Annotated in this window: 25 protein-coding genes and 2 pseudogenes; 17 read left to right on the top strand and 10 right to left on the bottom strand. The window is 38.2% G+C overall.

The window, feature by feature from the left end:
• Positions 1-139: 139 nt before the first annotated feature.
• Positions 140-256, top strand: a pseudogene (locus M1F17_RS04240) (hypothetical protein); the annotation flags it as partial.
• Here the strand turns inward: M1F17_RS04240 and M1F17_RS04235 are convergent.
• The 5 genes from M1F17_RS04235 to M1F17_RS04220 form a co-directional block, all read right to left on the bottom strand.
• Positions 255-1,604 carry a type II toxin-antitoxin system HipA family toxin gene (locus tag M1F17_RS04235; protein ID WP_318837252.1) on the bottom strand — a complete coding sequence of 450 codons (1,350 nt, stop codon included), beginning with the start codon at positions 1,602-1,604 and terminating at the stop codon, positions 255-257. The pseudogene M1F17_RS04240 and the gene M1F17_RS04235 overlap by 2 nt on opposite strands.
• Entirely contained in the window at positions 1,594-1,884 is a 291-nt protein-coding gene (locus M1F17_RS04230) for a helix-turn-helix domain-containing protein (RefSeq protein ID WP_272513598.1), read from the bottom strand. Before M1F17_RS04230 ends, M1F17_RS04235 begins: the two co-directional genes overlap by 11 nt.
• Positions 1,885-2,279: 395 nt before the next feature.
• The gene (locus tag M1F17_RS22550; RefSeq protein WP_372843078.1) at positions 2,280-2,669 is read right to left on the bottom strand and encodes a putative zinc ribbon protein; all 390 of its coding nucleotides are present in this window, start codon (positions 2,667-2,669) and stop codon (positions 2,280-2,282) included.
• Positions 2,670-2,945: 276 nt separating this feature from the next.
• The gene (locus M1F17_RS04225) at positions 2,946-3,185 is read right to left on the bottom strand and encodes an AlpA family transcriptional regulator (protein WP_318837251.1); all 240 of its coding nucleotides are present in this window, start codon (positions 3,183-3,185) and stop codon (positions 2,946-2,948) included.
• A 96-nt stretch (positions 3,186-3,281) separates the two neighbouring features.
• Positions 3,282-3,815: a hypothetical protein gene (locus tag M1F17_RS04220; RefSeq protein WP_156262353.1), complete on the bottom strand. Its 534-nt coding sequence runs from the start codon at positions 3,813-3,815 to the stop codon at positions 3,282-3,284.
• A 21-nt stretch (positions 3,816-3,836) separates the two neighbouring features.
• Here M1F17_RS04220 and M1F17_RS04215 point away from each other — a divergent pair, with 21 nt between their 5' ends.
• Complete coding sequence (locus M1F17_RS04215) at positions 3,837-4,052, top strand: hypothetical protein (RefSeq protein WP_080025647.1); 216 nt, start codon at positions 3,837-3,839, stop codon at positions 4,050-4,052.
• A 147-nt stretch (positions 4,053-4,199) separates the two neighbouring features.
• Here M1F17_RS04215 and M1F17_RS04210 read toward each other — a convergent pair whose 3' ends face one another.
• Positions 4,200-4,337 carry a hypothetical protein gene (locus M1F17_RS04210; RefSeq protein WP_181468800.1) on the bottom strand — a complete coding sequence of 46 codons (138 nt, stop codon included), beginning with the start codon at positions 4,335-4,337 and terminating at the stop codon, positions 4,200-4,202.
• Between the two features lie 81 nt (positions 4,338-4,418).
• Here M1F17_RS04210 and M1F17_RS04205 point away from each other — a divergent pair.
• Positions 4,419-4,562, top strand: a pseudogene (locus tag M1F17_RS04205) (transcriptional regulator); the annotation flags it as partial.
• A gap of 132 nt (positions 4,563-4,694) precedes the next feature.
• On the opposite strand, the gene M1F17_RS04200 reads toward M1F17_RS04205, so the two are convergent.
• Together M1F17_RS04200 and M1F17_RS04195 are read right to left on the bottom strand one after the other, a co-directional pair.
• Positions 4,695-4,907, bottom strand: coding sequence for a helix-turn-helix transcriptional regulator (locus M1F17_RS04200; protein WP_240773144.1), 213 nt, complete (start codon positions 4,905-4,907; stop codon positions 4,695-4,697).
• A 102-nt stretch (positions 4,908-5,009) separates the two neighbouring features.
• Positions 5,010-5,609: an inovirus Gp2 family protein gene (locus M1F17_RS04195; protein WP_318837250.1), complete on the bottom strand. Its 600-nt coding sequence runs from the start codon at positions 5,607-5,609 to the stop codon at positions 5,010-5,012.
• 1,363 nt (positions 5,610-6,972) lie between these two features.
• On the opposite strand from M1F17_RS04195, the gene M1F17_RS04190 reads away from it, so the two are divergent.
• The 6 genes from M1F17_RS04190 to M1F17_RS04165 all read left to right on the top strand — a co-directional run bounded on the left by M1F17_RS04190 (position 6,973) and on the right by M1F17_RS04165 (position 10,954).
• Complete coding sequence (locus tag M1F17_RS04190) at positions 6,973-8,130, top strand: hypothetical protein (RefSeq protein WP_318837249.1); 1,158 nt, start codon at positions 6,973-6,975, stop codon at positions 8,128-8,130.
• A gap of 94 nt (positions 8,131-8,224) precedes the next feature.
• Positions 8,225-8,494, top strand: a complete 270-nt coding sequence (locus M1F17_RS04185; RefSeq protein ID WP_413242984.1) for a GTPase — start codon at positions 8,225-8,227, stop codon at positions 8,492-8,494.
• A 378-nt stretch (positions 8,495-8,872) separates the two neighbouring features.
• A complete protein-coding gene (locus tag M1F17_RS04180) occupies positions 8,873-9,307 on the top strand; it encodes an antirestriction protein (RefSeq protein ID WP_004917455.1) in 435 nt (144 codons plus the stop codon).
• Between the two features lie 95 nt (positions 9,308-9,402).
• Entirely contained in the window at positions 9,403-10,224 is an 822-nt protein-coding gene (locus M1F17_RS04175; protein ID WP_318837248.1) for a DUF932 domain-containing protein, read from the top strand.
• A 17-nt stretch (positions 10,225-10,241) separates the two neighbouring features.
• Complete coding sequence (locus M1F17_RS04170) at positions 10,242-10,724, top strand: JAB domain-containing protein (protein ID WP_014656726.1); 483 nt, start codon at positions 10,242-10,244, stop codon at positions 10,722-10,724.
• Between the two features lie 8 nt (positions 10,725-10,732).
• Positions 10,733-10,954: a DUF987 family protein gene (locus M1F17_RS04165; RefSeq protein ID WP_004917300.1), complete on the top strand. Its 222-nt coding sequence runs from the start codon at positions 10,733-10,735 to the stop codon at positions 10,952-10,954.
• Positions 10,955-11,579: 625 nt separating this feature from the next.
• Here M1F17_RS04165 and M1F17_RS04160 read toward each other — a convergent pair.
• Positions 11,580-13,787: an extracellular solute-binding protein gene (locus M1F17_RS04160; RefSeq protein ID WP_094963068.1), complete on the bottom strand. Its 2,208-nt coding sequence runs from the start codon at positions 13,785-13,787 to the stop codon at positions 11,580-11,582.
• A gap of 342 nt (positions 13,788-14,129) precedes the next feature.
• Here M1F17_RS04160 and M1F17_RS04155 point away from each other — a divergent pair, with 342 nt between their 5' ends.
• The 3 genes from M1F17_RS04155 (at position 14,130) to M1F17_RS04145 (ending at position 17,089) form a co-directional block, all read left to right on the top strand.
• Positions 14,130-14,951: an MBL fold metallo-hydrolase gene (locus M1F17_RS04155; RefSeq protein WP_206277949.1), complete on the top strand. Its 822-nt coding sequence runs from the start codon at positions 14,130-14,132 to the stop codon at positions 14,949-14,951.
• Positions 14,952-14,965: 14 nt separating this feature from the next.
• Positions 14,966-16,216 carry an MFS transporter gene (locus M1F17_RS04150; protein WP_004905224.1) on the top strand — a complete coding sequence of 417 codons (1,251 nt, stop codon included), beginning with the start codon at positions 14,966-14,968 and terminating at the stop codon, positions 16,214-16,216.
• Positions 16,217-16,375: 159 nt separating this feature from the next.
• Entirely contained in the window at positions 16,376-17,089 is a 714-nt protein-coding gene (locus M1F17_RS04145; RefSeq protein ID WP_004905226.1) for an MgtC/SapB family protein, read from the top strand.
• A 104-nt stretch (positions 17,090-17,193) separates the two neighbouring features.
• Here the strand turns inward: M1F17_RS04145 and hypT are convergent, their stop codons facing one another.
• The gene (hypT, locus tag M1F17_RS04140) at positions 17,194-18,102 is read right to left on the bottom strand and encodes a hypochlorite stress DNA-binding transcriptional regulator HypT (RefSeq protein ID WP_004905229.1); all 909 of its coding nucleotides are present in this window, start codon (positions 18,100-18,102) and stop codon (positions 17,194-17,196) included.
• A 460-nt stretch (positions 18,103-18,562) separates the two neighbouring features.
• Here hypT and M1F17_RS04135 point away from each other — a divergent pair, with 460 nt between their 5' ends.
• The 5 genes from M1F17_RS04135 to M1F17_RS04115 all read left to right on the top strand — a co-directional run bounded on the left by M1F17_RS04135 (position 18,563) and on the right by M1F17_RS04115 (position 25,124).
• Complete coding sequence (locus tag M1F17_RS04135) at positions 18,563-19,291, top strand: aspartate/glutamate racemase family protein (protein ID WP_164455024.1); 729 nt, start codon at positions 18,563-18,565, stop codon at positions 19,289-19,291.
• A gap of 70 nt (positions 19,292-19,361) precedes the next feature.
• Positions 19,362-20,663, top strand: a complete 1,302-nt coding sequence (locus M1F17_RS04130; protein ID WP_094963063.1) for an anaerobic C4-dicarboxylate transporter — start codon at positions 19,362-19,364, stop codon at positions 20,661-20,663.
• Positions 20,664-21,397: 734 nt separating this feature from the next.
• Positions 21,398-22,471 carry an erythritol/L-threitol dehydrogenase gene (locus M1F17_RS04125; RefSeq protein ID WP_004905239.1) on the top strand — a complete coding sequence of 358 codons (1,074 nt, stop codon included), beginning with the start codon at positions 21,398-21,400 and terminating at the stop codon, positions 22,469-22,471.
• Between the two features lie 151 nt (positions 22,472-22,622).
• Positions 22,623-23,483 carry an ABC transporter substrate-binding protein gene (locus M1F17_RS04120; protein WP_370661211.1) on the top strand — a complete coding sequence of 287 codons (861 nt, stop codon included), beginning with the start codon at positions 22,623-22,625 and terminating at the stop codon, positions 23,481-23,483.
• Positions 23,484-23,639: 156 nt separating this feature from the next.
• Positions 23,640-25,124, top strand: coding sequence for a sugar ABC transporter ATP-binding protein (locus M1F17_RS04115; RefSeq protein WP_094963062.1), 1,485 nt, complete (start codon positions 23,640-23,642; stop codon positions 25,122-25,124).
• Positions 25,125-25,130: the final 6 nt, after the last annotated feature.

The following is a 25,130-nucleotide window of genomic DNA, read 5'->3' as shown; positions in this document are numbered from 1 at the left end:
TATAAATATATTTAATGCTCAAATGAATAGCCCTGATGAATCCCCTAATTATTTTGATAAAAATCATTAAGTTAAGGTAGATACACATCTTGTCATATGTTCAAATGATTTCGCGAAAAATCAATAATCGGACAACAAGATGTGCGAACTCGATATTTTACACGACTCTCTTTACCAATTCTGCCCCGAATTACACTTAAAACGACTCAACAGCTTAACGTTGGCTTGCCACGCATTACTTGACTGTAAAACTCTCATTGAAAAAGCGCTGCATTTTCCTGTTTGCGCTGATCCAGTGTTTTAGTAATCGCAGATGCTGTCGTTTTACTGATCCCTTGCTGCTGTGCCAGATACGTAAATTGGCTGATGGCTTCTGCGACTTCTTCAATGACTTGCCTTGCCTCATGCCAACTCCCGTAGCCAGCACTGGTAGCAAGTTTTTGCATCACCTTAAGCTGTGGCGCTTTACCATAACCTCCGAACGCAGTAGCGTGTTCGTTGAATGGATGTGGGCTGTAGGTAACATCGTAAAAAGGGGCAGGATCCCATTGACCGTCATCCGCTTGCAAAAACGCCCAGTTTTTACTGTGGTCGTCTTGATTAGACGACAGCAGGTTAAAAATGGCACGGCGAAATTGCAGCTGCCCAGCGGCTGGCGATTTACACAACTGACGGCTGGCTTTAATTAAATCAATGTAATCTAAACTTGGCGTTCGAAAGTCTGCATCCAGCAGCCCGCAAGCGCTGTGCATATGCAGGCGACCTGCACTGCGCTTGCTGCCTAAGTCGGCCTGTTCAGTGACATAATCAAAACGCTTAAGCGCCAACCAAGCAGACGCACCGCTTGTAGGTGGTGCTTCAATGAGTTGCCATTGCGGCGGTTGACACTTAGCAACTTCTGCCATTTGTAAATAAACCGCCTCACACAAACCTTCTTCATGGCCGAGCGCGAGATTTTTAGAGGTAAACTTAATCAGCCAAGCCTCATCACTAGGCTTTGCAAAGGTTCGACAATGCTGAGTTTCCCCAGCAGGCATATAAATTTGCGCCTTAGGCCTTGCCCCACCCGAACTACCTCCGGCGACTAATGCGGCCAACACCTGTTGCGTATGCCCATCTAACTCATCGTGATTATCATCCATATAATCTGGCATCGAAGAATCGAACAAAATTTGTGCTTCTAAGCCTAACGTCGCTAAATCAATATCCGCGCGCGTGGTGGCTGAAAACTCAGACACCGAAGAAAAAGACAATGCTCCCATGCCTTTATCACCGACAAAGGCCAGTCTATCCATCGCCGTTAATTGATTAGGCAGGATGCCCTGTTGCCGGAAAATACGATCTTGTAACAGCATGCCCCAGCCATCGGGCAAACAATCTCCAAATACGCCATGTACACCTTGGTGTGGCTGCTTAGGAGCGACTTGAACTTGCGCGTTCGACTGCAAGGTAAAAGGTGATAAATTGCCAAACTGCTGCAAATAGCTGTCTGCATACTGAAAAAAAACGCCTTGCCGATTCTGCGCCAAGACCCCTACTGCAACCTGCTCACCTGAGCTTAACGTGCGAGTTACGGCGAGTTTTTGAATGGGTTTAAAACTCATCTTTTAACACCTCATCAATACTCGTGGGTATAGCAGCACGCTCTTTGCTAGGTTGTGTGAGCTCGTATAACCTATCTAGCGAATCAAGGGTCTGCCATAGCAACAGCAATTGGCGAAATGAAATTTGCCCAGTCAACTCAAATTTCTTAATGGTGGCCGCCGGTACACAGCTTCGCTCAGCAAGCGCCGCTCGTGACAGCTTTGCCTGCTTTCGTAACTCACGTAAATAAGCCGCATAGGCTTGGCTTATATCGGTATCATCAAGTAAGGTAAATTTCATCCGCAAAGACCAAATGGACACAGTTATATCCATTATAACTAAATAAAACAAAAAGTGGATATTATTGTATCCCATTATTAAATGGAGTGTTGAAAAAATCACTCGATAAAGCCCTTCAAAACTGCTATGTTTTAGCTCTAACAGTAGCATAAAAACGGCACTGTTTTTCCGTAGTCATAGCCAAGAAGTACCACTAAGATTTAGTAAAAGCCATAGGCAAGTGGTGGGCAAACAGGCATTTTTGATGCGGTTTCTTTTCGGTAAATCATTGAGTTTGTTAAGGTCTAGGCCGCTACTCAATGAGCAAACACAGAATATAGGATGGAGTTAGGTTATAAAGTGAATAGCATTATAATTATTAAAATCCATTAATATTTAAATCGCTTATATGGATATTACCTATTTGTTTTAGGCTGATGTTCTTCTGTAACATTCTCCGCTGGAATACACCAAATCCCCTCATGGCACTTCGGGCAACATTTTTGATTGTTTGTAAAATACTCACGACACTGCACGCAAAACCAATTCGTGACCTTTAAAATAGGGGACACTGATCGAACCTGTGTGCTCAGTCGTGCCTTGTCTTCTAAGCTCTTGATCTTACTGATGACCCGCGGACAGTGCTCTGCGCTCTGAGGATCAGAATGGGTAAACCATGACTCCGTTGGCGTCTTGTGCAGTGTGACGGGCTCACCGCAGTGAGCACAGTAATAGTTTTCTCGTGAATAACTCGGTTCTTGGGTGGCTCCCGCGAAACGATTGTTCTGCGTTAAGGCTAGCGACATTTTGACTTCATGTAATTTAAGCATGGGTGTGCTCCTTCTGTAAAATTTAAACTAAACGTTCTGAGTACCCAACATTCAGGATCCACACTCGGCAACCCACCTTGAAACTTAGAAGACCACTGAGCTGTGCCTACATGCGTATCGAGCCAGGTTCGTATGTTTAGGGCGTCGCTTTGCCTAGAGCGCATTCAATCGCACCAGGTGTGGTTGAAATTGAGTTGGTGGGTTAATGGGTGGGTATGCTATGGAAAATGCACGGCGACTCGCGCTAGTGCCTTAGAATCCAAGGGCGGAGTTGCCCTCTCTCGATTCATCAATGCGCGCTTGTAACCACTGTTCAACCTCGCTTTTCAGCCATCTTGAGCTGCGTCCCAGTTTAATCGGTTTGGGAAACTCACCGTCCTGTATGAGCTTGTAGAACCATTTATCCGTAAGCCCGGTAAACTGAGTGATAAATTTCATATCAACAAACTGGTCATTCAGCAGGCTGGTGGTTGGGGGTGTTTGAATCGTCATTGTCTTGTCTCCTGAGTATGAAAAGGAGAAGGCGACTGAGGTGGGGAATGCGTGGTGTCAGTCGTCCTTCAGACAATAACGGACTGCTGTATTTTTTTATTGCGCCTCATCGATAACATTCGGTTCAGTGAGGTCCGTCAACCGCTGCAATGGAGTGCGTACCAACGATTCAATACCCTGATTATTCAGCGCGTAATGAAAATAGCTGTGGTTTTCGGTGACCTGAGAAGCAGGTATGCTGTAAATCCCCTCTCTGCACTTCGGGCAGCACTTTCTGACTGGTCGCTGCTGGCTGGTGTAAAACCGTCGACACCAGACGCAATACCATTCCGTGATGGGCTTTATGGGATGAAGCTCGGAGAACTGTTCAGCTTGTTGAGATTGTCGCGTCAGATAACTGATAGCCGCGTTTACCTCAGGACAATCGAGGTATTTCTTATCAACGGGGTGTGCAAAGAAAAAATGCCGTTTACGGCGGTCCAGATACACCGGTAAGTGACAGTGTGGACAGTAAAAGGGAATGGGTAGTGCCGGTTGCCAGCGCTCCTGCTCTTTAAAGGCATTTGTCAGGCGGCCATCAGGTAATTCAGCGATACCGAGCTCCAGTTCATTCAGATTGTAAATGTTCATTGTTTCTCTCCGGTGTGTTGTGTGTTTGAGCAGGACAGTAATAATGGGTCTGAAACCCGTTATGGCGAAGCGGAATATGACGGTATCGGGTATTACCATACGTCGGAGGATGGACGGGTTAATCTGCGTCAGGAAGTCGATCCCAGTAACAACAGTCCAATTGTCATTGCCTATGTTGTCGGCACCGACCACGCTACGGTCTACAGCAACTGCAAAGTGACGGCTGAAGAGGAGTAATGGGTGTGAATAACGCGCTCAGCGCCATTCTGAGCGTTTTATTCGGGCAGGGGATAAACTTGCACGGTGTCGCCACAATAAACGGCTATAAGGGCCATAGAGATCATCATACAGCCCCTTGCTGCTACAGCATTCCCTATGGCTGACTTAACGATGACGGGAACGAGGACGACCTATCGGCTTATCATTCACATCAGGTAGACGGGAGATATGGTAAATCGGGTCAAAGGGTTTCTGCTCGGCTTTGGCTAAATAGTTCACCTGCCTTACGACCAGCATAATCATCAAAGTGTACCGGACGGCGTATAGCGTATCGATAATCGCGGCCTGTAATTTATTTTCATGTCAGGCTGTTCGTCTACTTGTTGGGGTAATGACCCGCATATTCCTTGGTCAAGTATTTCCCGTGAGTCCTATGCTCTGTTCACATCAGCATCAAAGTCTTTTAATATTCCCGCACTGACTGGCGCCTATGGCATTATTAATGATAGCAGATCTCGTTATGCTTTTCATGGTTGCTGTACAAAAAACTATCAATCGGCACCTTCCTTAGCACCCTAAAGATCGTCTTCTTTTGACGTTCATATAATATTTCACTAGTGAGTTGTAAAAAATCGCTGTAACTGACTAAATTAATAATACTTAGCCTCTAGAAGCGGTGATACGTTCATTCAGCCACTGTTCTACTTCACTCTTTAACCAACGTGAGCTACGTCCTAACTTTATTGGTTTGGGGAATTCACCCTCTTGAATGAGTTTATAAAACCACTTATCCGTTAATCCTGTCAGATGAGTGATAAATTTCATGTCGATAAATTGGTCATTCAGTAAGGGGTAATTGGTTGTATTGGTCATCGTTTGTTTCTCCTAAGAGTGAAAAGGAGAAGGATCCGAAAGGGTTAATGAAATGCGGTGTGAATCCTTCAAACGATAACGCGGAGCTGTAAATTATTTTCTTCAGCGACTGTATCCAATAAGCCGCTCACCTTGATGGTATGGTTTCGTGTGATGCTTACAGAGATATTGTGCACGTTCTATTATCTGGGCATAGTGTTTTTTGTATTCTAATTCATTCGCATTTTGGTTGAGGTACATCACGCCATTCTTACAAAAATGAACACTTTGTTTTACCGCTGATAATTCTGCCTGTAACGCACTCGCCCAAGCTTGTTGTATCATTGCCGATAAACACCCATGGTCACGATTAAAATCGCCCCAGCAATGATAGATGTCCTTGTTTAGGAATATCATCAGGTGGTAGTGAATCTTATGGTTACGCTCTCCAATTTCTTTTACCCAAACATAATGTAAGTCTAATGTGAGCTTTCGGTGCCAAGTGGTACTTTTTCGTTTTATATCGGCGGCTATTTTCGCTTTAAGTGATTCAATGAAACGTGTAATGACTTTACGGTCATCTCTCATGACTTTAATTGTTCTTGGAAAGCGTAAATCAAAACGAAATACAGATAATCGGGTATAGTTTCTTTGAGCCTTTATAAAGGTATTATGAATAATATCGAAGTATTTAAGATTATAGCTATCGATAGGGTAATGCATGATATTTTCCTGAGTTGAGTGAATGTCATAACAACTCAGTAGGATGTATTTTTTTATTTTAACTATAATCGTAATATAGCGAGTCTAGAGATAGATCTTTGTCATAAATGATTATTTTATCATTTATTTCAATGCTAAATAGAGTGATGTCATTAAATTTTTTTAGTATGATTAGAAGTCGATTAATCGATATTGTTAATATGGTTTATCACACTTTTCATCTAAATTTATTTTCATTCTAATAAATAAATTGAAATTATAAGTTTTTTCATATTTTACTTTGGTATTGATAGACTATGAGTAATATACTCTATCGTTATATGGATACATATTGCATCTTTACGTCTAATGGATAGTTTTAATTTATTAAATAAATACATTAAATAAATATATTAAATAAATACATTAAATAAATATATTAAATAAATATATTAAATAAATACATTAAATAAATATACTACTATACCAACAGGGATTAATTTCTAAAATATTAAGTTAGTATGTGTTGGCTTAGGTTAATGATGAAATTATAGCTCTGATTTTAATTTTTATCATTAGCATAATGTAAACTTAGTTACCTATAATTATATCATGACACCAAATATTTTATGCATCAAGAGTTGATAGACTTTTTAATGAATAAATTGACCTCTTATTTTTTGGTTAGACCTATCATTATCTTTATCTTGATTTTACTGCTTGTCATTCTTTTCGCTTTAATGACAGTGTTAATAGAAGACTATGATATTAGATTGTTATCATTATGACCTTCATTGAGTCGTAATACAGCGAATAATCAGTAGAGAGTTAGCATTATTTATCTATAGGACAATAGGATAAGAATGCTTTCTTCTTTCTGTTAAATATAAATAATGTTTTCTCACTTCTTTATAATCATATTAATAACCTAAATATTTTATCTTTCTTGAGGTGTATCATTTGCAGTGGAAAACTTAACTGATGTAATGATATACAAACTCCAAGGCTATAATCGCTTAATCACATTTAAAGACTAAAAAATCTAACTATTCCCTGAGTCTTTTATGAGATAGTGTTAGGGTTGAAATGTTAACGCTGGTCTGAGTGAGTTTGATGATAAAAAAGACAGTGATAATGATAAATAATGTCGCTCGAAATCTGTCTAGTCATACTGAAATGCCCATAAACTTTGAACAACTCCCAAAAAACACCCCACTTTACCACCATAATATAACCACTTAAAATATATAAAATTATTACTTTATATCCCTTATTTTTAGGGTTTGTAGGTATCGACTTTGAGGCTATTTTGTGCTATTTTTGTACTAACCCATCATTACTCACAGTAATGTTTTAGTTATACAAATGTTAGAGGGAATAACGCATGAATACGGTATTTAAAGAGTTAAGTTTTCTTGGATTAAGAGAACAAGATAAAATAACACCACCTCATATTGTTTCTGAACACATATTACGCGATCAGTATACCTTTGCTGATTTTTATAAAAGAGAGAATGATGAGCAATATGTTATTGATGACTTATATTTAGAAGCACGTATTCAAGAGGCTAATAATAAAGCTGACAGAAAAAATTCAATACCATGGCGTGAAGACCGTTCTAGATTTGATGAAGTTTATATTTATTTTAACTACCAAAATAATACAACAACCTCTTTAACCCATAGAGATAGTGTCACGAAAAAGCCAAAAGGTGAGTTATTAAGTCGAATGAAATTGTGGTTAAAGGAGAAACAAGATGCGTATAAAAAACTGGTAAATAATTATAATCACTGCATTAATAATCATAAAAATATCAAATTATTACCTATTTCATTTTATATAGAAAAAGATTATTCAGACACTCAATTAATATCTGAACATATAAAAGAGCTTGTTAATGCATTTAGCGCGATGCTTAATACACTTAAAGGACGTCAAATATATTCGTATTTTGTCAGTTACTCTCGCGTTATTCTATTGGATGCCAACAATAGACCTTATCTGCATATCATTTTTTATTATCAGACGAAAGATAAGGATATATCCGATTGTTTTATTAGAGATATGACGAGAGAATGGTGTAAAGCGTGTAAACAGAATGTTCATGTTAATTATATGGCATTTAATTCTCTTTTAGCTGAAATGGCCAATGATGATGAGCAAGAAGAATGGGAACAAGGTCTCTGTCGAAATCAAGATAATTCAGTATATCATTTTAGTGTTAGTGCCAGTCATGTGCTTTTTCCTTTCTTTAGAACGGTGAAGCCTATTCACCTCGTCCCGATAAAAAGTCATCGAAAAAGTACTCAAATACAGCTAGAACAAATTCCAAAAGCGTTATTATCCCGTCATTATGAAGAGCTTTCTTATTATCATGAAAAAGAGTTTTCTTTATTTGTTAAAGAAGTTAAACAAAAAAATAACTATCACTTATACTATTTAGAACAAGTTGCTAAGCAATATACAAAAATCCCAATGATTAATAATATAACAAGTGGTCTATTTAGTTATAAAAATAAAGAAAATAATGCAACACGTTGAACACTAGTTATCATAATGTAATTTTTTTCAAACCTATATTACTTCCTTGAAAGATACAGGTATTGAGCCTTTTCATTTATCATAGGAAGTCATTATGAAAACAAATCTCTCCACCACCGCTTCACCTTTTGAGGCGGTGCTTTCGCCACTCCCCACGGCAATTAAACATCAATTACAACATAAACTGAGCGAGCTTATTCATTATTCGCCCACAATCGGTTTGATGGGAAAAACTGGTGTCGGAAAATCCAGTCTATGCAATGCGCTGTTTCAGTCTACCTTATGCCCTATTAGTGCTGTCAGTGGTTGTACCCGTTCAGAGCAACGATCAACCTGTGTTTTACGCTCAAACAGCGAACTATAAGAAGGAAGTTGAGATCTGCATTGTTTCACCTTCTGTATCACTTATTCTTTTGGTAAAGTGGGGGTAGAAAAAAAAGAGATGGAACTCTTTGTACCTGCAAACATAACTTCATTTGCTAGTCAAAGTCATCGGTTTTATAGCATCAGTGTGTTTACTATACGTAATGGTGATACCATTATAAAAGCATCATCAGACTAACCCATTAATTAACTTACATTTATTTTTATATCTGTATTATTTTAGTGAATCAATCATCAGAATGAGTCACTAAAAATGATACTCAATATACCTATCATTTCGAGAAAGCTCTGCACCGCAAGGTGTAGGGCTTTTTTGCTTATTACTGTCTATCAATATCGACTGAATTGGAGTTCTATTATGTTTACTTTACAAGAGCAAGAATCAACGGTTATCAAAACCAACCTCGTCAATTCCCGTGGTCGTAGTACCTTCTGGCGTTTTTACTTTGGTACTGTGCCAGACTGGCAACGTATTGAAGGCGATATCTTTAACATGATGGCGAAGCTTTGTAATCGCTATCAAGGTGCTTTCTGGGAGTTCAGTATGCTGTCTAATGGCGGCGCATTTATCTGGCCTGATATGCTCGAAACCTCCCTGCAAATGTTTAACCCGCATAACGGAAATGAAGCTGAGTTAAGCCCGGAGGCAGCTGGTATTGCTGTCTGTTTACTGGTGTATAGCATCTGGTCATTTAAAACCGAAAGCCCTGTGCTGGTGGAATATTTTTACCTGTTGCGTGATTACGCTATACAGCATCCGGAGCAAGCTCAAATCTTTCGCCTTATAGACTGAATTATCAGTCACGGTTTTATCTTTCCCCCACCAGCAATCTTCATTTAATCCATTTATCGAATTATTTATCAGTTTAATTACTAAGGAGAACCCCTATGTCTCGTTTAGCTTCCCGTTTTGGCAATGCTTGCTCTATTCGTCGTGACCGCCCATTAACCATCGAAGAGTTATTTCGCACCGTACCCAGTGTGTTTTCAGAAGAAAAACATGAATCTCGTAGCGAAAAGTACACTTATATTCCTACTATTACCTTACTCGATAATTTACAGAAAGAAGGTTTTTACCCGTTCTTTGCCTGTCAAACTCGTGTACGAGATGACAGCCGTCGTGATCATACTAAGCATCTGTTACGTCTACGTCGTGAAGGTCAAATCACCAGTCAGCAAGTGCCTGAGATTATCTTGCTCAATAGTCATGATGGCTCATCGAGTTATCAGATGTTACCGGGGATGTTCCGATTCGTTTGTCAGAATGGCTTAATTTGCGGACAAACCTTTGGTGAGGTGCGTGTACCGCACAAGGGCGATGTGGTGGAAAAAGTGATTGAAGGGGCTTATGAAGTGTTAGGGCTATTTGAACGCATGGATGAGCAACGTGATGCCATGCAGTCCCTATTATTACCGCCACCAGCCCAACACATCTTTGCTCAATCTGCTCTCACATATCGTTATGGTGAAGCACATCAACCTGTGACCGAAGCGCAAGTATTACAGCCACGCCGTGTAGAAGATAAGAAGGACGATCTTTGGACGGTGTACCAACGTTTGCAAGAAAATTTAATTAAAGGAGGATTATCAGGCAGGAATGCCAAAGGTAAACGCGCTCGCACGCGTTCAGTGAATGGGATTGATGGTGATGTGAAGCTTAACCGAGCCTTGTGGGTGATGGCTGAAAATATGCTTCAACTAGCCTCGTAATAATGGAGATATTAACGATGGAGAGTATCAATACTTATACGAATACCTTAACACTGCTTCCTAATGAACAACGTACTATCAAACGTGCGTTGACCATACTGGATAAGTATCTGCGTGAACCGGGTATTGCTTTTACATCAACGCAAAATGTGAGGGATTGGTTACGGCTAAAAATGTCAGCATTAGAGCGTGAAGCGTTTATTGTGCTCTACTTGAATCAACAAAATCAGTTGATAAGCAGTGAAACCCTGTTTGCTGGCTCGATTAGCAGCACACAGGTTTATCCTCGTGAAGTCGTCAAACGAGCACTTCATTTTAATGCTGCTGCCGTTATCTTTGCACACAACCATCCGTCAGGCGATATCACGCCAAGCCAAGCGGATAAATCTATCACGCAACAATTAATAAAAGCATTGCAGCTAATTGAAGTACGAGTACTTGACCATCTGATCATCGGTGGTCAGCAAATCTTCTCTTTCGCTGAACATGGCTTAGTATGAGGTGAACCATGAATATCATCCGTAAATCCGCAGCAATGAAGATCCATCAGCAACATTTAGGCTCTCGCCTTGCTCGTTATTGTAGGGGAAAGTATAAATGGGTTGGTAATAGCGAACATTATATTGGTAAGGAGGTGCCAGATTGTCGTGGCGTGTTAGCTGTTTATGTTGAACGTCGCCAAGACAGAGATGGCCCTTATGCGTGTGTCATGTGTGTGACATTGAATTGAATAAGTACTGATCACTTTGAGTTTATCCTATATTGGATGGATAAATTAAGCCTACTTCCACTTTGATTAGTATTCAATGGCACATATCAAACCGTTGGATCTTAACTGAATTAGACATTGAGGAATTAAACAAAAATGACACAATAAGACATCATTAAGCATATCAAATTGGCAATACCATGATTCATACTAGAAACAATTAACATGAACATGATCCCCATTAAATGTATACTTAAAAAGGATTCGAATACGTTATAATTACACCTGTCATCTGTGCAAAAAACCAATCTATTTGCTGCGCTCTATCGCCCCAACCGTGCTCAACAAAACCCACCAAACGGACCGAGGGTACAAAAGAGGGTATAAATAAAATCAAATTCAATTAATAGATTTAAATACAACCAGTTATAATGAAAAGTCGATTCCGAGTCCGGCACCACTTATTTAAAGAACCCGCCCAAAAGGCGGGTTTTTGCTTTGTATCTACCTATAAAATTACTGAGCAAAACGCTCTTCATCACAAATTACTTTTGCGAAGAAGATAGCTTGTGCGGATAAAATTGAAAAGTAATGACGCCTTATCATATGTTTATCCGCTGATTTAAAACTCTAATTAAACCGATATTTATCTCTCGCCTTGCGTATCAACTAATAACCGTTGGTTAATATATTCAATCGTTTCATCTATCGTCATGATTTTGTTCACAACGTTAGTAATACCTTGCCCAATAATGACTTCAGCTTGGCGTAAATTAAACAACTTACCGTTTGGAATTGAAGACTCACGGATCCCTCGGTTTATTTCTTGATACGCCAGCGGCATCCATGGATAACGATAGCAAATCTCTTGATTATGGCTGAAATCTTGGTGATTACTGTTGCCACCCAATAATATGAGGTGATCCATTACTATCGGTGAATAGAGCCAACGATAAAATTGTTCTGCATAATGAGTTTTTTGGCTATAGCGAGAAACCCCTAATGCTCCCCCCCCCAATTGAGGAATTCCCCCAGGTACAGAAGCAAAGCCAATTTTAGGGAAAATATTACTATAAGCGACATCGTTAAATAGGTTCATATAAGCAATTAACATGGCTAGTTTTCCTTGCTCAAATTGCTCGACGGATTCACTCCACCATTTATTATGAATATTTTCTGTCATAGAAACCTGATGAAGGTATTCATTTAATACTTGACCCGCTAATGGCATTTCTAACCTAGGAATATGGCCATTACTTATCAATTTTCCGCCAGCGGCGTAATACCTTAATAAATACTCAGTGGCAATTAACCCTGCACTACCTAACGTCGTTGATGCACCAATAGGCCGTAAAAACTCACCTTCTTCATGTAGCTCTGTGAAAAATTGAGTTACCTGATCATATTCAGTAAAAGAAGTGGGTACTATTAGTTCTTGCCCTGTTTTCTCGTAATACATTCTTTTTAAAATAGGATCTTCAAAGAGATCTTTACGATAAAACAACATTTGCGCACTGGCATCAAATGGCATGGCATAAGCAGTATCATTCACCAAACTATATTTTTGCTGAGTCGGTAAGGAAAAGTTATTTAATAAATCAGTCACCCCTCTTCCTACTTTATCTAATGGTTGTAGAATGCGCTCCGCAAACCAGGGAAAACAGGCCATATCGATACGTAGTAAATCATAATAAGGGTGTAAATGGAGTTGCCCTAATATCTGATAAACTTCATCATAAGGATAAACCGCTAAATTAACCTTAATTCCTGTTTGTCTATAAAAATGTGGCAGTAGTTTTTTAAGTGCGTTTGTTGAAGGACTCGGTAAAATGAGTAAATTCAGGGTTGGATCAGATTTATTGTCAGTAATTATTGCCGATGTTGCCGTATAAAGGTTACCACTTTGATTACGAACATAGGCAGTATTTGTCCCCGCAGTTTTCTTTTCATGATCTTCTCTCATCAGTTCATCGACCACTTCCAACCCTAATTGTGCATAGTTCATTGGGAAGCAATGTAACCCTTTTAGTATAGGAGGAATGTTACCGCTTAAAGCAAAAATTGCGGGGCAATCACCTTCGCTACCAAAAAAACTTGCTTGGGTTAAAAAACTCGCTTTTTCAATGTCTTCAGCAACAAATAAATCAGGAATCTGCTCTCCAGAGAAAAAATCAAAAGCCGCCTTATAAGATTCATCATTAGAAGCACGAATAATAATAAATTTTTTATTCGGAGCCTTCTGTTTAAGGTTATTTTGTAACTCACTGACAAAAGTGGCGTTCTCTAGATTTCCATGATCATCACTAAAAATACCTACTAATTGACTTCGACTTGTGGCTATTTGTTGGCATATCGCATCAGTTGCCTGAGAGTAATCCAGTGTGAAAAAGTGGTAAGCATTTGTGGGCTGACGGTAAATAAAAATAATTTGAGACGCCGCTAATTTTAAGGTATCAAAATAGATAGTGGCATCCTGCAAACAACTGACTGCCACTACTTGCCTATAACCACCTGCCGCAATTTTTTGTAATGCATCTAGTTCTGTCGTTTCCAGATCATCCGTCAAGAATAGATCATAAGTTATCTCTGGATACTGAGCCATTGATTGCCTAAATGAATTAAAAAATATTGCATACTTATCAGACACTAATTGCGGTAATAGTATTGCTATCTTCTGACTCTTATTGGTTCTCAATAATTGAGCTTGTGTATTTAGCTGATACCCCATTTGCTTTGCTGCTTTATAGACTGCTTCAATTTTTTCAACACTCACATTTCCCCGTTTATTCAATACGTTAGAAACAGTCCCATGAGAAACACCTGCTAATTTTGCGATATCTTTGATTGTTGCCATCTGTTTTTTTCACCTTGGTTGTTGCTACCAATAGCATACCTGAATTATTTATCGCGACTACTGATAATTACTTTGAACGTTCCATAATTAATTCGTTTATAAAGCAAGCTAGTAATATAAATACTTTTTTTATTGCCATTTTCCAATTTGAAAATAAAAACTAATAAAATCAATGTCATTGAAAATATTCTTTGAATGAGATCACTGATCAAAATAACATTTATTGGCAAAATTAATCCCCAATATTATTATTGGAACGTTCAAATATCTTTGTTTTTTATTTGAATGCCAACATCAGGGTTAAAAAAATACATATAAAACAATAAAATATAGGTAATTATTATGAAAATTCACTTCTTAGGCACCGCGGCTTCTGAAGGTATACCAAATCCTTTCTGCCGTTGTGAGCACTGCCAGAGAGCAAGAGAGCTCGGGGGGAAAGATATTAGAACCCATTCTTCCGCTATTGTAGATGATCTTATGCTGATCGATGTTTCCCCGACATTTAGCTATCAGTTAATGCGTGATGGAATGGATGCAACCAAGTTTGAAAGCCTGCTATTTACCCATACTCACCCTGACCATTTTAATGTCGGTGATTTATTTAGCCGCATGGAAGGTTATGGTTTTGAAATTTACCATCCATTACATATTTTTGGTAATGACCGAGCAATTAATGGCTGCCTTGATGTTCTGCCTGGCTATAGCAAAGAACGTTTCGATTTCCACTGCTTAATCCCTTTTGTCACTGTAGAAAGAAATGGTTATAAAATTACGCCATTACTCGCAAACCATGCTAAATGGGAATTGTGCTACGTCTATCACATTGAAAAGGATGGGAAAGCTATTTTTTATGGACATGATTCAGGTTGGTTCCCTGAATTAACATGGAAATGGTTGGAAAATAAACAGCTTGATATTGTCGTATTTGAATGCACTTACGGACTCAATGGGAAAAACTGTACAGATAACCACATGAGCTTAGAAACTGTATTTGCAGCCAAAGAAAAACTGCAACAACAAGGCTGTCTGCATTCAGAAACTCAAATTGCTGTTTCACATATTTCCCATAGTGGCAAATTACTTCATGAAGAATTAGAAGCGATTTGTGCACCTTATAATATCCGTGTTGCTTATGACGGATTAACGCTAGAAGCACATTAAGAGGAAAACTAATCATGGATATGAAAATAACCTCTCGCTTACTCATTATGATGTTTGTGCAATATTTCATGCAAGGGGCATGGAATATGACAATGGGACTCGTGTTAAGTACTTATGGGATGGCAAATATTATTGGTAATGCCTACGCTTTATTAGGTGTGGCAACCATTATTTCTCCTTTATTTATTGGTATGGTTGCAGACCGCTTCTTTGCCTCACAAAAGGTAATGGGAACACTGCATTTAATTAATGCGGCCGTTATTCTATGTGTTCCTCAATTTATTGAGGCACAAAATAGCGGTATGACCCTGTTTATGATTTTCATTATTGGGCTACTGTTTTATCCAACAACTGCACTCTCTAATAGCATCAGCTTCTCTCATATTAATGGCGTGAAATATTTCCCTATTATTCGTGTATTTGGCACATTCGGTTTTATGGCTATCGGATTTATATTAGGAGAAATGGGCTTTTCAGGTAGTACCATGACTTGGTATATCGCATCAGCTGTTGCTGTATTATTAGGCTTTTACTGCTTTACTTTGCCAAATACACCGCCAAAAGCGAAAGGTAAACCTTTCTCCGCTAGAGATATTCTATGCTTAGATGCACTTTCATTATTCAAAGACCGCTATTTCGCTATCTTAATGTTTAGCATCTTTGTATTAATGATACCGAAAACAGCTTACTCCGCTTATATTCCTGTATTTATTAAAACACTGGGATTCGATAATGCGGCATCTATCATGCAAATTGGTATTGCATGTGAAGTCCTATTTATGTTCGTTCTGTCCTTCTTCTTAATGAAGTTCGGTTTCAAAATTACCTTACTTCTTGGCGCGGTAAGTTGGATTATTCGCTCAATGCTATTCTCTTATGCCGCAGTAGATTCCGGTTTTTACTTCATTATTATAGGGTTGATGCTTCAAGGATTATGCTGGGACTTCTTCTTTACAGCAGGTGATATCTACGTTGACCGTAAAGCCAAACCTGAGATCAGAGCGCAAGCTCAGGGTTTACGCTTTATTGTTTCAAATGGCTTTGGCTTATTATTTGCTTCAACAATTTGTGGTGAAATCTTTAATTCAACTGTCACAGAGACAGGTAGCGCAGCATTGCCACAATGGGGAACATTCTGGCATTACCCGGCTATCGTCGCCGCTGTTGTCACCGTTTTCTTTATCTTCTTCTTTAAAGACGACGTATCTAAAAAGAAAAATAACGAAGGTGAAAAAGTAGTAAATAACGTTGCTATACCCAAATAATTTGAGTTGCAGGTAGGCGACAAGCGAAGATAGATGGGGAACATAAATAAACTATGTGACTCGGCTAGCTGAGCGTAGTCAACACCACTGCAACTTGAAGGATTACGAGTATACACAGTAAAAATCGAGGAAAGGCTAAGGCTACGTCAGGAGCAAGCCATGGATTTATTTATACAGTTTGTCGACACCATTGGCCCTTTATCACTATCAAGTATTTCTAAACTGCTGGCCGCCTTTGTTTTAGGCGGCTTAATTGGCCTAGAACGTGAATCAAAGGGAAAGCCTGTTGGTTTTAAAACTTGTGTCATTATTGCCGTTGCTAGCTGTTTATTAACCATAGTTTCTATTCAGTCAGCGGAGTATTACGCCAATATCTCTGACAATATACGTAGCGACCCAATGAGATTAGCTGCACAAATAATTAGTGGAGTAGGCTTTCTAGGTGCTGGCGTTATATTACATCGACGTGATGATGCAATTTCAGGCCTAACAACCGCAGCCATTGTTTGGGCATCTGCCGGTGTTGGAATTGCATGCGGTTCCGGGTTCTACTGGCATGCGGTCATAGTTACAGTTCTTTTTTTCTTAGCAATACAACTCAGCCCCCAAGTTGCATTATTTCAGATGAAAAACCAAAAACTAGGAAAAATTAAAGTTCGTATGCTATTTACTCATGAAAAAGGTGTACCTTTACTTATTGAGTATCTAAAAAACCATAAGGACTTAATTGAGAATCTCACTATCAGAGATATCAAGAAAGAGCGCGTCGAGGTAAATTTAAAGCTATTAGTACGCCAAAAAATCACTTTACCTGAATTTTACTGTTCTTTAAAACAGTTGGAATATGTGCATTCTGTTTCTCTAGATCATTAATTTTCTCACTTTTAAGGTGTTATATTTCCGCTAAATAAAAGGCGAATTACTTAAATAACCTGCTTATATTCGCAGGTTATTTACTTATAAATTACCTTTCCCCACTATAAATTCCGTAAATCCTCTGGAATATTTTTTTTCAAAATACGCCAAAAATCCTCTGCAGTTTTATTTAGTCGTGTATCCATGCGGTAGATATACGCTTGGATAGGTATCGTTAATTCGGGTGTATCCAAACAAACAAGTTTTTTTTCTTTCAATTCATTCACTACAGAATAAATGGGTAACCATGCTATACCATGGCCATCCAAAGCCATATTTTTTAGTAACTCACTCATTGATGACATAAAAAGTGTTTTTGAATTGATCGCACCAAACTCACTTAACCGACGATTAACTAATCTTCCCATATATGAAGCACTGGTATAATTCAGCAGCGGCACTTGAGGTTGATAGATGTCAAATAGCGGCTTACCCTGCTCATCCGCTGCACAAATTGGGTATAATTCAGATTCAAATACATTCAATGAGGAAAATGGTGATTGCATTAAATCTTCATCATAAAATGAGATAATAAAATCACTTTTCCCTTCTCTCAATGTGTTCACAACTTGTACGACATCAATAGCCTCAACATGGTAAACAAATTCTCCACCGTAACCAGACAGCCCGTGAACTAATTTTGGGAGCAATGTTAACGACAACGAATGAGCAGCAGCAATTTTAATATTCGGTAGGCTCAATACATTATGGCCGGATAATTCATTTAAGTTACATTCCAGTTGTTGTAATAAACTACGCGCTTGAGAATGAAAAATTTTGCCCTCTTCAGACAACTGTAAAGGGGACGTCGTTCTATCAAATAATTCAACGCCAATAGCTTCCTCTAAAGCTTTAATACGACGGCTAAATGCGGGCTGAGAAATACTTCGCTGTTCTGCTGCATGAGAAAAATGTCGGCACGATTCTAGTGTTAAAAAATCATATAGCCATTTTGTTTCTATATTTTTCATCTTATTAAGCCTTAAATTGACTTGCTGTTAAAATATAAAAAATCAAAAGTATTTTTATTGATATTTTAAGTTAATGACTGGTTAAATAATCAAACTAAATTTGTAGTGGCGTTATTTGTATTATGCATAGCCCTACCATTTAAAACATTAACAAAAATCAAAAATTAATTTCATTTGATTTTTTTAATCCATAGAGCCCAGTCTATTCAGGCTTTCAGAGCCATTTATAAAAATGCTTTTATTTTGAATAAAAACTCTTAATGCATATCTTGCATCAAACCATACTTACTTGCATTTCTCATTTTAGATAAACATTGATAAATATTAACCACAGGCTAGGCAGTTATAAATAAGTTAATAACCATTTTAACATTAAAGTATATGTTAAATAAATTAATAAAGATAAGTGCTTATTGTTTTTTATTTTATAAAAAGACTAATGAAATGCAGGGGTATTAAAATGAAAGGCTTAATTGGTGTATTAGGTGGTATGGGGCCTGCCGCTACTGTCGATTTATTTAATAAATTCGTAAATTATACCGTGGTAAATAGAGACCAAGAGCATATTCCTTTAATTATATCATCTATTCCTGATATACCAGACCGAACGGACGCACTATTAAACCATGGTGAATCTCCTCTACCTTTAATGACTGACTATTTGAAAAAGCTAGAAAATGCAGGTGCCGAATGCATTGTTATACCTTGTAATACCGCACATTTTTGGTTTAGTGAACTGAAAGAGGTTTGCCACGTCGATATGCTAAGTATCGTTGAAACGACAATGAAAGAGGTACTAGCAACTAAGAAAAAAAATATCGGATTACTTGCAACAAATGCCACCATGTATATGGGGTTATACCAAAAAAATATAGAGAGAAATTATTTAAATTGCATTACTCCTGATAAAAAAAGCCAAGAAAATGTAATGGAAAGCATTTATTTATTAAAGTCAGGAAATAAAAAGATGGCTGAGTCCATTATGAAAAAACAAGCTGAGACATTATTTTCTCGAGGAGCTGAAGTTATTGTTCTTGGCTGTACTGAAGTCCCCGTCATTCTTGCAAATGAAATAAATAATTATCCAGATAAATATATCGACTCAACCAGCTCATTAGTCAGAGCAAGTATTCACTGGTATGAAAACAGAGTCGGAAAACAAAATTTAATGATAAATAAAAATATTTAACTTATATCAATTATCAAAAATTAATTTTTCAATATTACTAATGACAATATATTGTCTATTGGAGACGATTATGGTTTGGCTAGAAATCATTGTTGTATTAGGTGCAATATTCTTTGGCATTCGCATGGGCGGAATAGGTATAGGACTCTGTGGTGGATTAGGATTAGCTGTATTAACCATCGGGTTTGGTTTACCCATTGGATCACCACCTGTTGATGTTATTTTAATTATTATGACGGTCGTGGTAGCAGCTTCGGCATTACAAGCTGCTGGTGGGATGGATTATCTAGTACGCCTAGCCAGTAAATTTATGCGTAAAAATCCTAAGTATTTGAATATAATAGCACCAATTACCACTTGGGTGATGACTATCATGGCTGGTACAGGTTTCATTGTGTTTTCTATGCTGCCTGTGATAGCGGAAATTGCGAAAGATTCGGGTATCCGACCATCAAGAACATTAGCAGGCTCAGTGGTTGCCTCACAAATTGCTATTTCTGGCTCTCCAATCAGTGCAGCAATGGCTGCGATGTTGACAATTATGGAAGGTAACGGCATCACTTTTATCGTTGTCATGTCAGTATGTTTACCCGCCTCTTTTGTTGCTGCTATGGTTGCCGCCTTTATTGCATCGCGTCAAGGCTGCGAACTTGAAAACGATGAGGTCTATTTAGAACGTTTACAAAAAGGCTTAGTGCATAAGTACGAAGAGAAAAAAGGCGAGAGCACAACGAGAGAAAAATTCTCTGTTGTTCTATTCATTATTGCCACTATTGCTATCGTGATCCTCGCTGCATTCCCACAATTACGTCCTGGTTTTGATATTGGTAAGCCGATGGGAACACGAGATATCATCATCATTTGTATGCTAAGTGCAGCATGTTTGATGGTAGTTTTCTGTAAAACATCACCGGATTCCATTGTACTAGCACCAACATTCCGCTCAGGAATGAGTTCTCTTGCGGTGATCCTCGGAATTGTGACATTAGGCACTACTTTTGTTGATGCCCATATGGACCAAATCAAGGCCATCGCAGGAGATGTGTTATCTGCATATCCTATTTTATTGGCTTTAGTTCTGTTCTTAACTTGTGCCTTGTTATATTCACAAGGTGCCACAACACCGTTAATTATTCCATTAGCCATCGCCTTGGATGTCCCGACATGGGCAATATTGGCCTCTTTTGTCGCCGTCACCGGGGTATTTGTCTTACCCACTTACCCAACATCATTAGCTGCCATTGAGTTCGACTCTACAGGGTCTACTCGGGTTGGAAAATATATTTTAAATCACCCCTTTATGCTACCAGGGCTAGGTGGAATTATTGCAGGTGTCGCCTTCGGTTTTATCATTGCACCAATGATTGTCTAACACTAGGGTGTGAGGTTTCCTCACCCTCTTTAGAATATAACAAAATGATTTTATTGACAAAATGAAGTTAAACTTTGGCTCTATTTAGCTTTATACTTTGCTTAATTGGTAAAATACAATTACAAGGTATAAAGCTATTTTTTTAATACCTATAGGTATATCTGCAAAGAAAATATTATAGCAGCGTATCAAAATGACTCATTACTCTATTTAATTTTTTAAATTAAATTTTATAAATTAAAAATAATGTCCTGTTAACCACTCAATATCTCTTTATAAAATGTAGTTTAAATTTGTTTTCATTCAAAAGTGTGAGCTGAAATGTTTTTGCATGAAATATTCACTTCTGAAAATAGTTAAAATAATTATACTCGGCTTCATATTCATTTCTTAAAAAAACAGAATAAGGAATGAATTAAGATTTTTATTATGATTTTCATCATGTTACAAAGTCAGTTTCGGCAGTCTCATTTCCCAATGAAAGTACTCAATTAAGTGACTAAAATTAGGGCTTAAATCACAAATTTTAGTTTTTAAGATACTGACTTTCAAAAATGACGACGTCGTCATATTAAAAAAAATTTATTTTATCTATAACATTAAACAACCATTTTTCTTACATACATATCAATATTGATAGTTAAGCGTTAAAAAACTAAAGCAAATGCGTTATAAAAAAACGCTTAATGTTGACGTCAACATTAGGGTTAACAACTAGAAAGAGGTCTTAGAACATGAGTAACCTACCTGAAAAAATGAAAGCAGTTGTTTGTCATGGCCCACATGATTATCGCTTTGAAAATATTAAAAGACCAACGCCAGGATTTAGAGAAGTTGTCATCAAAGTTGATGGGTGCGGGATCTGTGCTGGCGACTGTAAAGCCAACGATGGTGCTCAAATGTTTTGGGGAGATGACCCATGGATCAAAGCCCCAGTAGTTCCTGGCCATGAGTTTTATGGCCGCGTTGCAGAGCTCGGTGAAGGCTCCGCTGAAAAATTCAAACTGAAAATCGGTGACCGCATCTTAGCAGAACAGATAGTCCCTTGCTGGGAGTGCCGTTTCTGTAAGTCTGGCAAATACTGGATGTGTGAAACCCATGATATTTACGGTTTCCAAAAAGAAGTTGCCGACGGTGGTATGGCTGAATATATGCGTTTTTCAGAACGCGCCATTATTCATAAAATCCCTGATGAACTATCTGATAAAGATGCCGCATTAATTGAGCCAATGGCTTGTGCTATCCACACTGTACGCCGTGGTGATATTGATTTAAATGACGTCGTCGTCATTGCAGGTGCAGGCCCACTAGGGCTGTGCATGATCCAAGTCGCAAAATTAAAAACGCCGAAAAAATTGGTTGTCATTGATGCGATTGATGAGCGCCTTGAATTAGCAAAAAAATTTGGTGCAGATGTCGTTATCAATCCACTGAAAGAAGATGCGATTAAATTAGTCAAAGATATGACTGAAGGCTATGGCTGTGACGTTTATATTGAAGCAACGGGTGCACCAATCGGTGTTACTCAAGGGCTAGAAATGATCCGCAAACTTGGCCGTTTCGTGGAATTCAGCGTGTTTGGTAAAGAAACAACAGTTGACTGGTCAATCATTGGTGACCGCAAAGAACTCGATATCCGCGGTGCTCACTTAGGGCCATATAGTTATGAAGTCGCTATTGACCTATTTAGCCGTGGCTTAGTTAGTGCTGATGATATCGTTACTCACTTCTATTCCATCGATGATTGGGAAGAAGCCTTTGTCATGGCGAAATCGGCAGACTCAATTAAAGTCGTCATCAAGCCATAAACATGTTTTAACTGGCAGTAATAATTGATAATTCAAATAAACACTAAATAAGTAAAAACCCTACATATAATTAAACGCTCTTTTAGGAGAACATCTTATGCTGAGTAAATTTAAAAAGTTAGCTGTCGCTGCAAGTGTACTGACTTTAGGTATGGCATTTAACGCTACCGCTAAGCCAGTTTCAGTGGGTATGTCATTTCAAGAATTAAACAATGAATATTTTGTCACCATGAAGGAAGCCTTAGAGAGCGCAACGGGTGATATGGGCGCACAACTATACATTTCTGATGCGGCTCATGATGTATCAAAACAAACCAGTGATATCGAAGATATGTTACAGAAAAAAATCGATATTCTGTTAATAAACCCGGCAGATAGCGTTGGTGCGGAAACAGCTGTACTGGCAGCGAAAAAAGCGGGAGTTGTAGTTATCGCCATTGATGCTCAAGCAAATGGCCCAATTGACTCTTTCGTTGGTTCTAAAAACTATGATGCTGGCTTAATGGCAGGTAAACGTTTAGGTGAAGCACTAGGCGGCAAAGGCGAAGTGGCAATTTTAGATGGTATTCCTGTTGTGCCAATTCTTGAGCGTGTTCGTGGTTTTGAAGCAGCGATGAAAGAATATCCAAATATCAAAATCGTAACTAAATTGAACGGTAAACAAGAACGTGATACTGCAATGAACGTTACAGAAAATATGTTGCAAGCAAACCCAACGCTAAATGGGATTTTCAGTGTTAACGATGTCGGTTCTTTAGGTGCGTTAGCAGCGATTGAGTCCTCTGGTCGTGATGTCAAATTAGTAAGTGTTGACGGTTCTCCTGAAGCGGTTGCTGAAATTGCCAAAGGTAACTCTCCATTTATTGCTACTTCAGCGCAATTCCCTCGTGACCAAGTTCGTATTGGTTTAGCTATGGGCTTAGCAAAATACTGGGGCGCTAATGTCCCTAAAGAAGTCCCAATTGATGTTAAATTGATCGACAAAACCAATGCTAAAGATTTTCACTGGTAATAGTTAGTTATCAATAACCAATGTATTGCACCTGTATTTCTGATGTTCGGTGCAATACATTTTCATAAATATTAATTATTAAATGCATATTGGAATAAAAATTCCAAATGGCTTTGTTACCCATTTTTAAGCAGTTGAGAAATATAGGGAAGCAATATGATGCAATTATTAGCATTAAAAGATGTCAGTAAAACTTTCCCTGGGGTTAAGGCGTTAGATAATATTAATCTCTCCCTAGAAAAAGGGGAGGTTCACGCATTATTAGGTGAAAACGGCGCAGGTAAATCAACGCTAATGAAAGTGTTATGTGGAATACATAAACCTGATAGCGGACAAATTCTGATTGAAGGCAAAGAACACACCTTTCATAACTACAGAGATGCCATCAAAGCTGGCGTAGGTATTATTTTCCAAGAATTTTCTCTTATTCCTTATTTAAACGCTTTTGAAAATATATTTTTAAATCGAGAGTTAAAAAATAAGTTTGGTTTATTAGATAGAAAATTAATGCGAAAAAAATCGCAGGAAATCCTAGCTGAGCTGGGTGTAAACATCAATATTGATGAACCTATTAGCCATTTAAGTATCGCAGAGCAACAGTTTGTTGAAATCGCAAAGGCTCTGTCTTTGGATGCTAAAATTTTAGTGTTAGATGAGCCAACTGCGACATTAACCCCCAATGAAGCAAACCATTTATTCGATGTAATGCGTGATTTAAAAGCTAAAGGGGTTGGAATGTTTTTTATTTCCCACCATCTAGAAGAAATTTATGAAATCTGTGACACCATCAGTGTACTACGTGACGGACAATATATAGGGTCGCGTAAGGTCGATGAAACAGATTTAGACGTTATTATCGAAATGATGGTTGGTCGTGAAGTTGAGAATATTTATCCTCATAAACGCCAATTCAACGAGCAAGAAGTCATCTTAGATGCAGAAGTTCAGCGTTTCTCATATAGCCCAACTAACCACCTTCAATTAAAGAGAGGTGAAATTTTAGGGCTTGCGGGGTTGGTGGGATCGGGTCGCACAGAAACTATTCTTGCCATGATCGGTGCTGATAAAGCATATAAGAAGAAAGTTATTTTAGAAGGCAAAGAAGTTAAAGTTAAATCGGCTGCGGCTGCATTGCAATTAGGTATCGGTTTATTACCAGAAAGCCGAAAAACTCAAGGCCTTGTATTGCCCTTTTCCGTTAAAGAAAATATATGGTTAAACAATCATGCTCAAAAATTATTTTTAATTCAAAATAAAAAAGAACTCACTTTATCTATTGATTTAATTTCCCAAGTAAAAGTTAAAACACCAGAACCTCACACCGCGGTTTCTACTTTAAGTGGTGGAAATCAGCAAAAGGTTGTTATTGCTCGCTGGCTAAATAAACAAGCCAAAATTCTTATTTTCGACGAACCCACCCGAGGTATTGATGTTGGGGCAAAATCAGAAATTTATCAGTTAATGCGCTCTCTAACTGAAAAAGGAATTTCCATTATTATGATTTCATCGGAGCTACCAGAAGTTATTGGTGTCAGTGATAGAGTTTTGGTTTTTCGAGATGGTGAAATTGCTGCTGAGTTAACTGGAGACGAAATAAACTCAACTCAGATCATGGTACATGCGGCCGGCAATATTATATAGGATAAC

The organism is Providencia sp. PROV073 (assembly GCF_033688125.1).
GTDB lineage: Bacteria > Pseudomonadota > Gammaproteobacteria > Enterobacterales > Enterobacteriaceae > Providencia > Providencia hangzhouensis.
Note: the sequence above shows the minus strand (reverse complement) of the source record. Positions and strands in the feature narration are given on the sequence as shown.

What these genes read in the sequence shown, in the direction of transcription:
- M1F17_RS04175 (WP_318837248.1), top strand. Translation starts at nt 9,403, where the DNA reads ATGTCTCGTTTAGCTTCCCGTTTTGGCAATGCTTGCTCTATTCGTCGT.
- M1F17_RS04130 (WP_094963063.1), top strand. Translation starts at nt 19,362, where the DNA reads ATGGTTTGGCTAGAAATCATTGTTGTATTAGGTGCAATATTCTTTGGC.
- M1F17_RS04150 (WP_004905224.1), top strand. Translation starts at nt 14,966, where the DNA reads ATGGATATGAAAATAACCTCTCGCTTACTCATTATGATGTTTGTGCAA.
- hypT (WP_004905229.1), bottom strand. Translation starts at nt 18,102, where the DNA reads ATGAAAAATATAGAAACAAAATGGCTATATGATTTTTTAACACTAGAA.
- M1F17_RS04200 (WP_240773144.1), bottom strand. Translation starts at nt 4,907, where the DNA reads ATGACCAATACAACCAATTACCCCTTACTGAATGACCAATTTATCGAC.
- M1F17_RS04170 (WP_014656726.1), top strand. Translation starts at nt 10,242, where the DNA reads ATGGAGAGTATCAATACTTATACGAATACCTTAACACTGCTTCCTAAT.
- M1F17_RS22550 (WP_372843078.1), bottom strand. Translation starts at nt 2,669, where the DNA reads ATGTCGCTAGCCTTAACGCAGAACAATCGTTTCGCGGGAGCCACCCAA.
- M1F17_RS04235 (WP_318837252.1), bottom strand. Translation starts at nt 1,604, where the DNA reads ATGAGTTTTAAACCCATTCAAAAACTCGCCGTAACTCGCACGTTAAGC.
- M1F17_RS04145 (WP_004905226.1), top strand. Translation starts at nt 16,376, where the DNA reads ATGGATTTATTTATACAGTTTGTCGACACCATTGGCCCTTTATCACTA.
- M1F17_RS04135 (WP_164455024.1), top strand. Translation starts at nt 18,563, where the DNA reads ATGAAAGGCTTAATTGGTGTATTAGGTGGTATGGGGCCTGCCGCTACT.
- M1F17_RS04180 (WP_004917455.1), top strand. Translation starts at nt 8,873, where the DNA reads ATGTTTACTTTACAAGAGCAAGAATCAACGGTTATCAAAACCAACCTC.
- M1F17_RS04220 (WP_156262353.1), bottom strand. Translation starts at nt 3,815, where the DNA reads ATGAACATTTACAATCTGAATGAACTGGAGCTCGGTATCGCTGAATTA.
- M1F17_RS04155 (WP_206277949.1), top strand. Translation starts at nt 14,130, where the DNA reads ATGAAAATTCACTTCTTAGGCACCGCGGCTTCTGAAGGTATACCAAAT.
- M1F17_RS04210 (WP_181468800.1), bottom strand. Translation starts at nt 4,337, where the DNA reads ATGATTATGCTGGTCGTAAGGCAGGTGAACTATTTAGCCAAAGCCGAG.
- M1F17_RS04190 (WP_318837249.1), top strand. Translation starts at nt 6,973, where the DNA reads ATGAATACGGTATTTAAAGAGTTAAGTTTTCTTGGATTAAGAGAACAA.
- M1F17_RS04160 (WP_094963068.1), bottom strand. Translation starts at nt 13,787, where the DNA reads ATGGCAACAATCAAAGATATCGCAAAATTAGCAGGTGTTTCTCATGGG.
- M1F17_RS04120 (WP_370661211.1), top strand. Translation starts at nt 22,623, where the DNA reads ATGGCATTTAACGCTACCGCTAAGCCAGTTTCAGTGGGTATGTCATTT.
- M1F17_RS04225 (WP_318837251.1), bottom strand. Translation starts at nt 3,185, where the DNA reads ATGACGATTCAAACACCCCCAACCACCAGCCTGCTGAATGACCAGTTT.
- M1F17_RS04115 (WP_094963062.1), top strand. Translation starts at nt 23,640, where the DNA reads ATGATGCAATTATTAGCATTAAAAGATGTCAGTAAAACTTTCCCTGGG.
- M1F17_RS04165 (WP_004917300.1), top strand. Translation starts at nt 10,733, where the DNA reads ATGAATATCATCCGTAAATCCGCAGCAATGAAGATCCATCAGCAACAT.
- M1F17_RS04195 (WP_318837250.1), bottom strand. Translation starts at nt 5,609, where the DNA reads ATGCATTACCCTATCGATAGCTATAATCTTAAATACTTCGATATTATT.
- M1F17_RS04185 (WP_413242984.1), top strand. Translation starts at nt 8,225, where the DNA reads ATGAAAACAAATCTCTCCACCACCGCTTCACCTTTTGAGGCGGTGCTT.
- M1F17_RS04125 (WP_004905239.1), top strand. Translation starts at nt 21,398, where the DNA reads ATGAGTAACCTACCTGAAAAAATGAAAGCAGTTGTTTGTCATGGCCCA.
- M1F17_RS04230 (WP_272513598.1), bottom strand. Translation starts at nt 1,884, where the DNA reads ATGAAATTTACCTTACTTGATGATACCGATATAAGCCAAGCCTATGCG.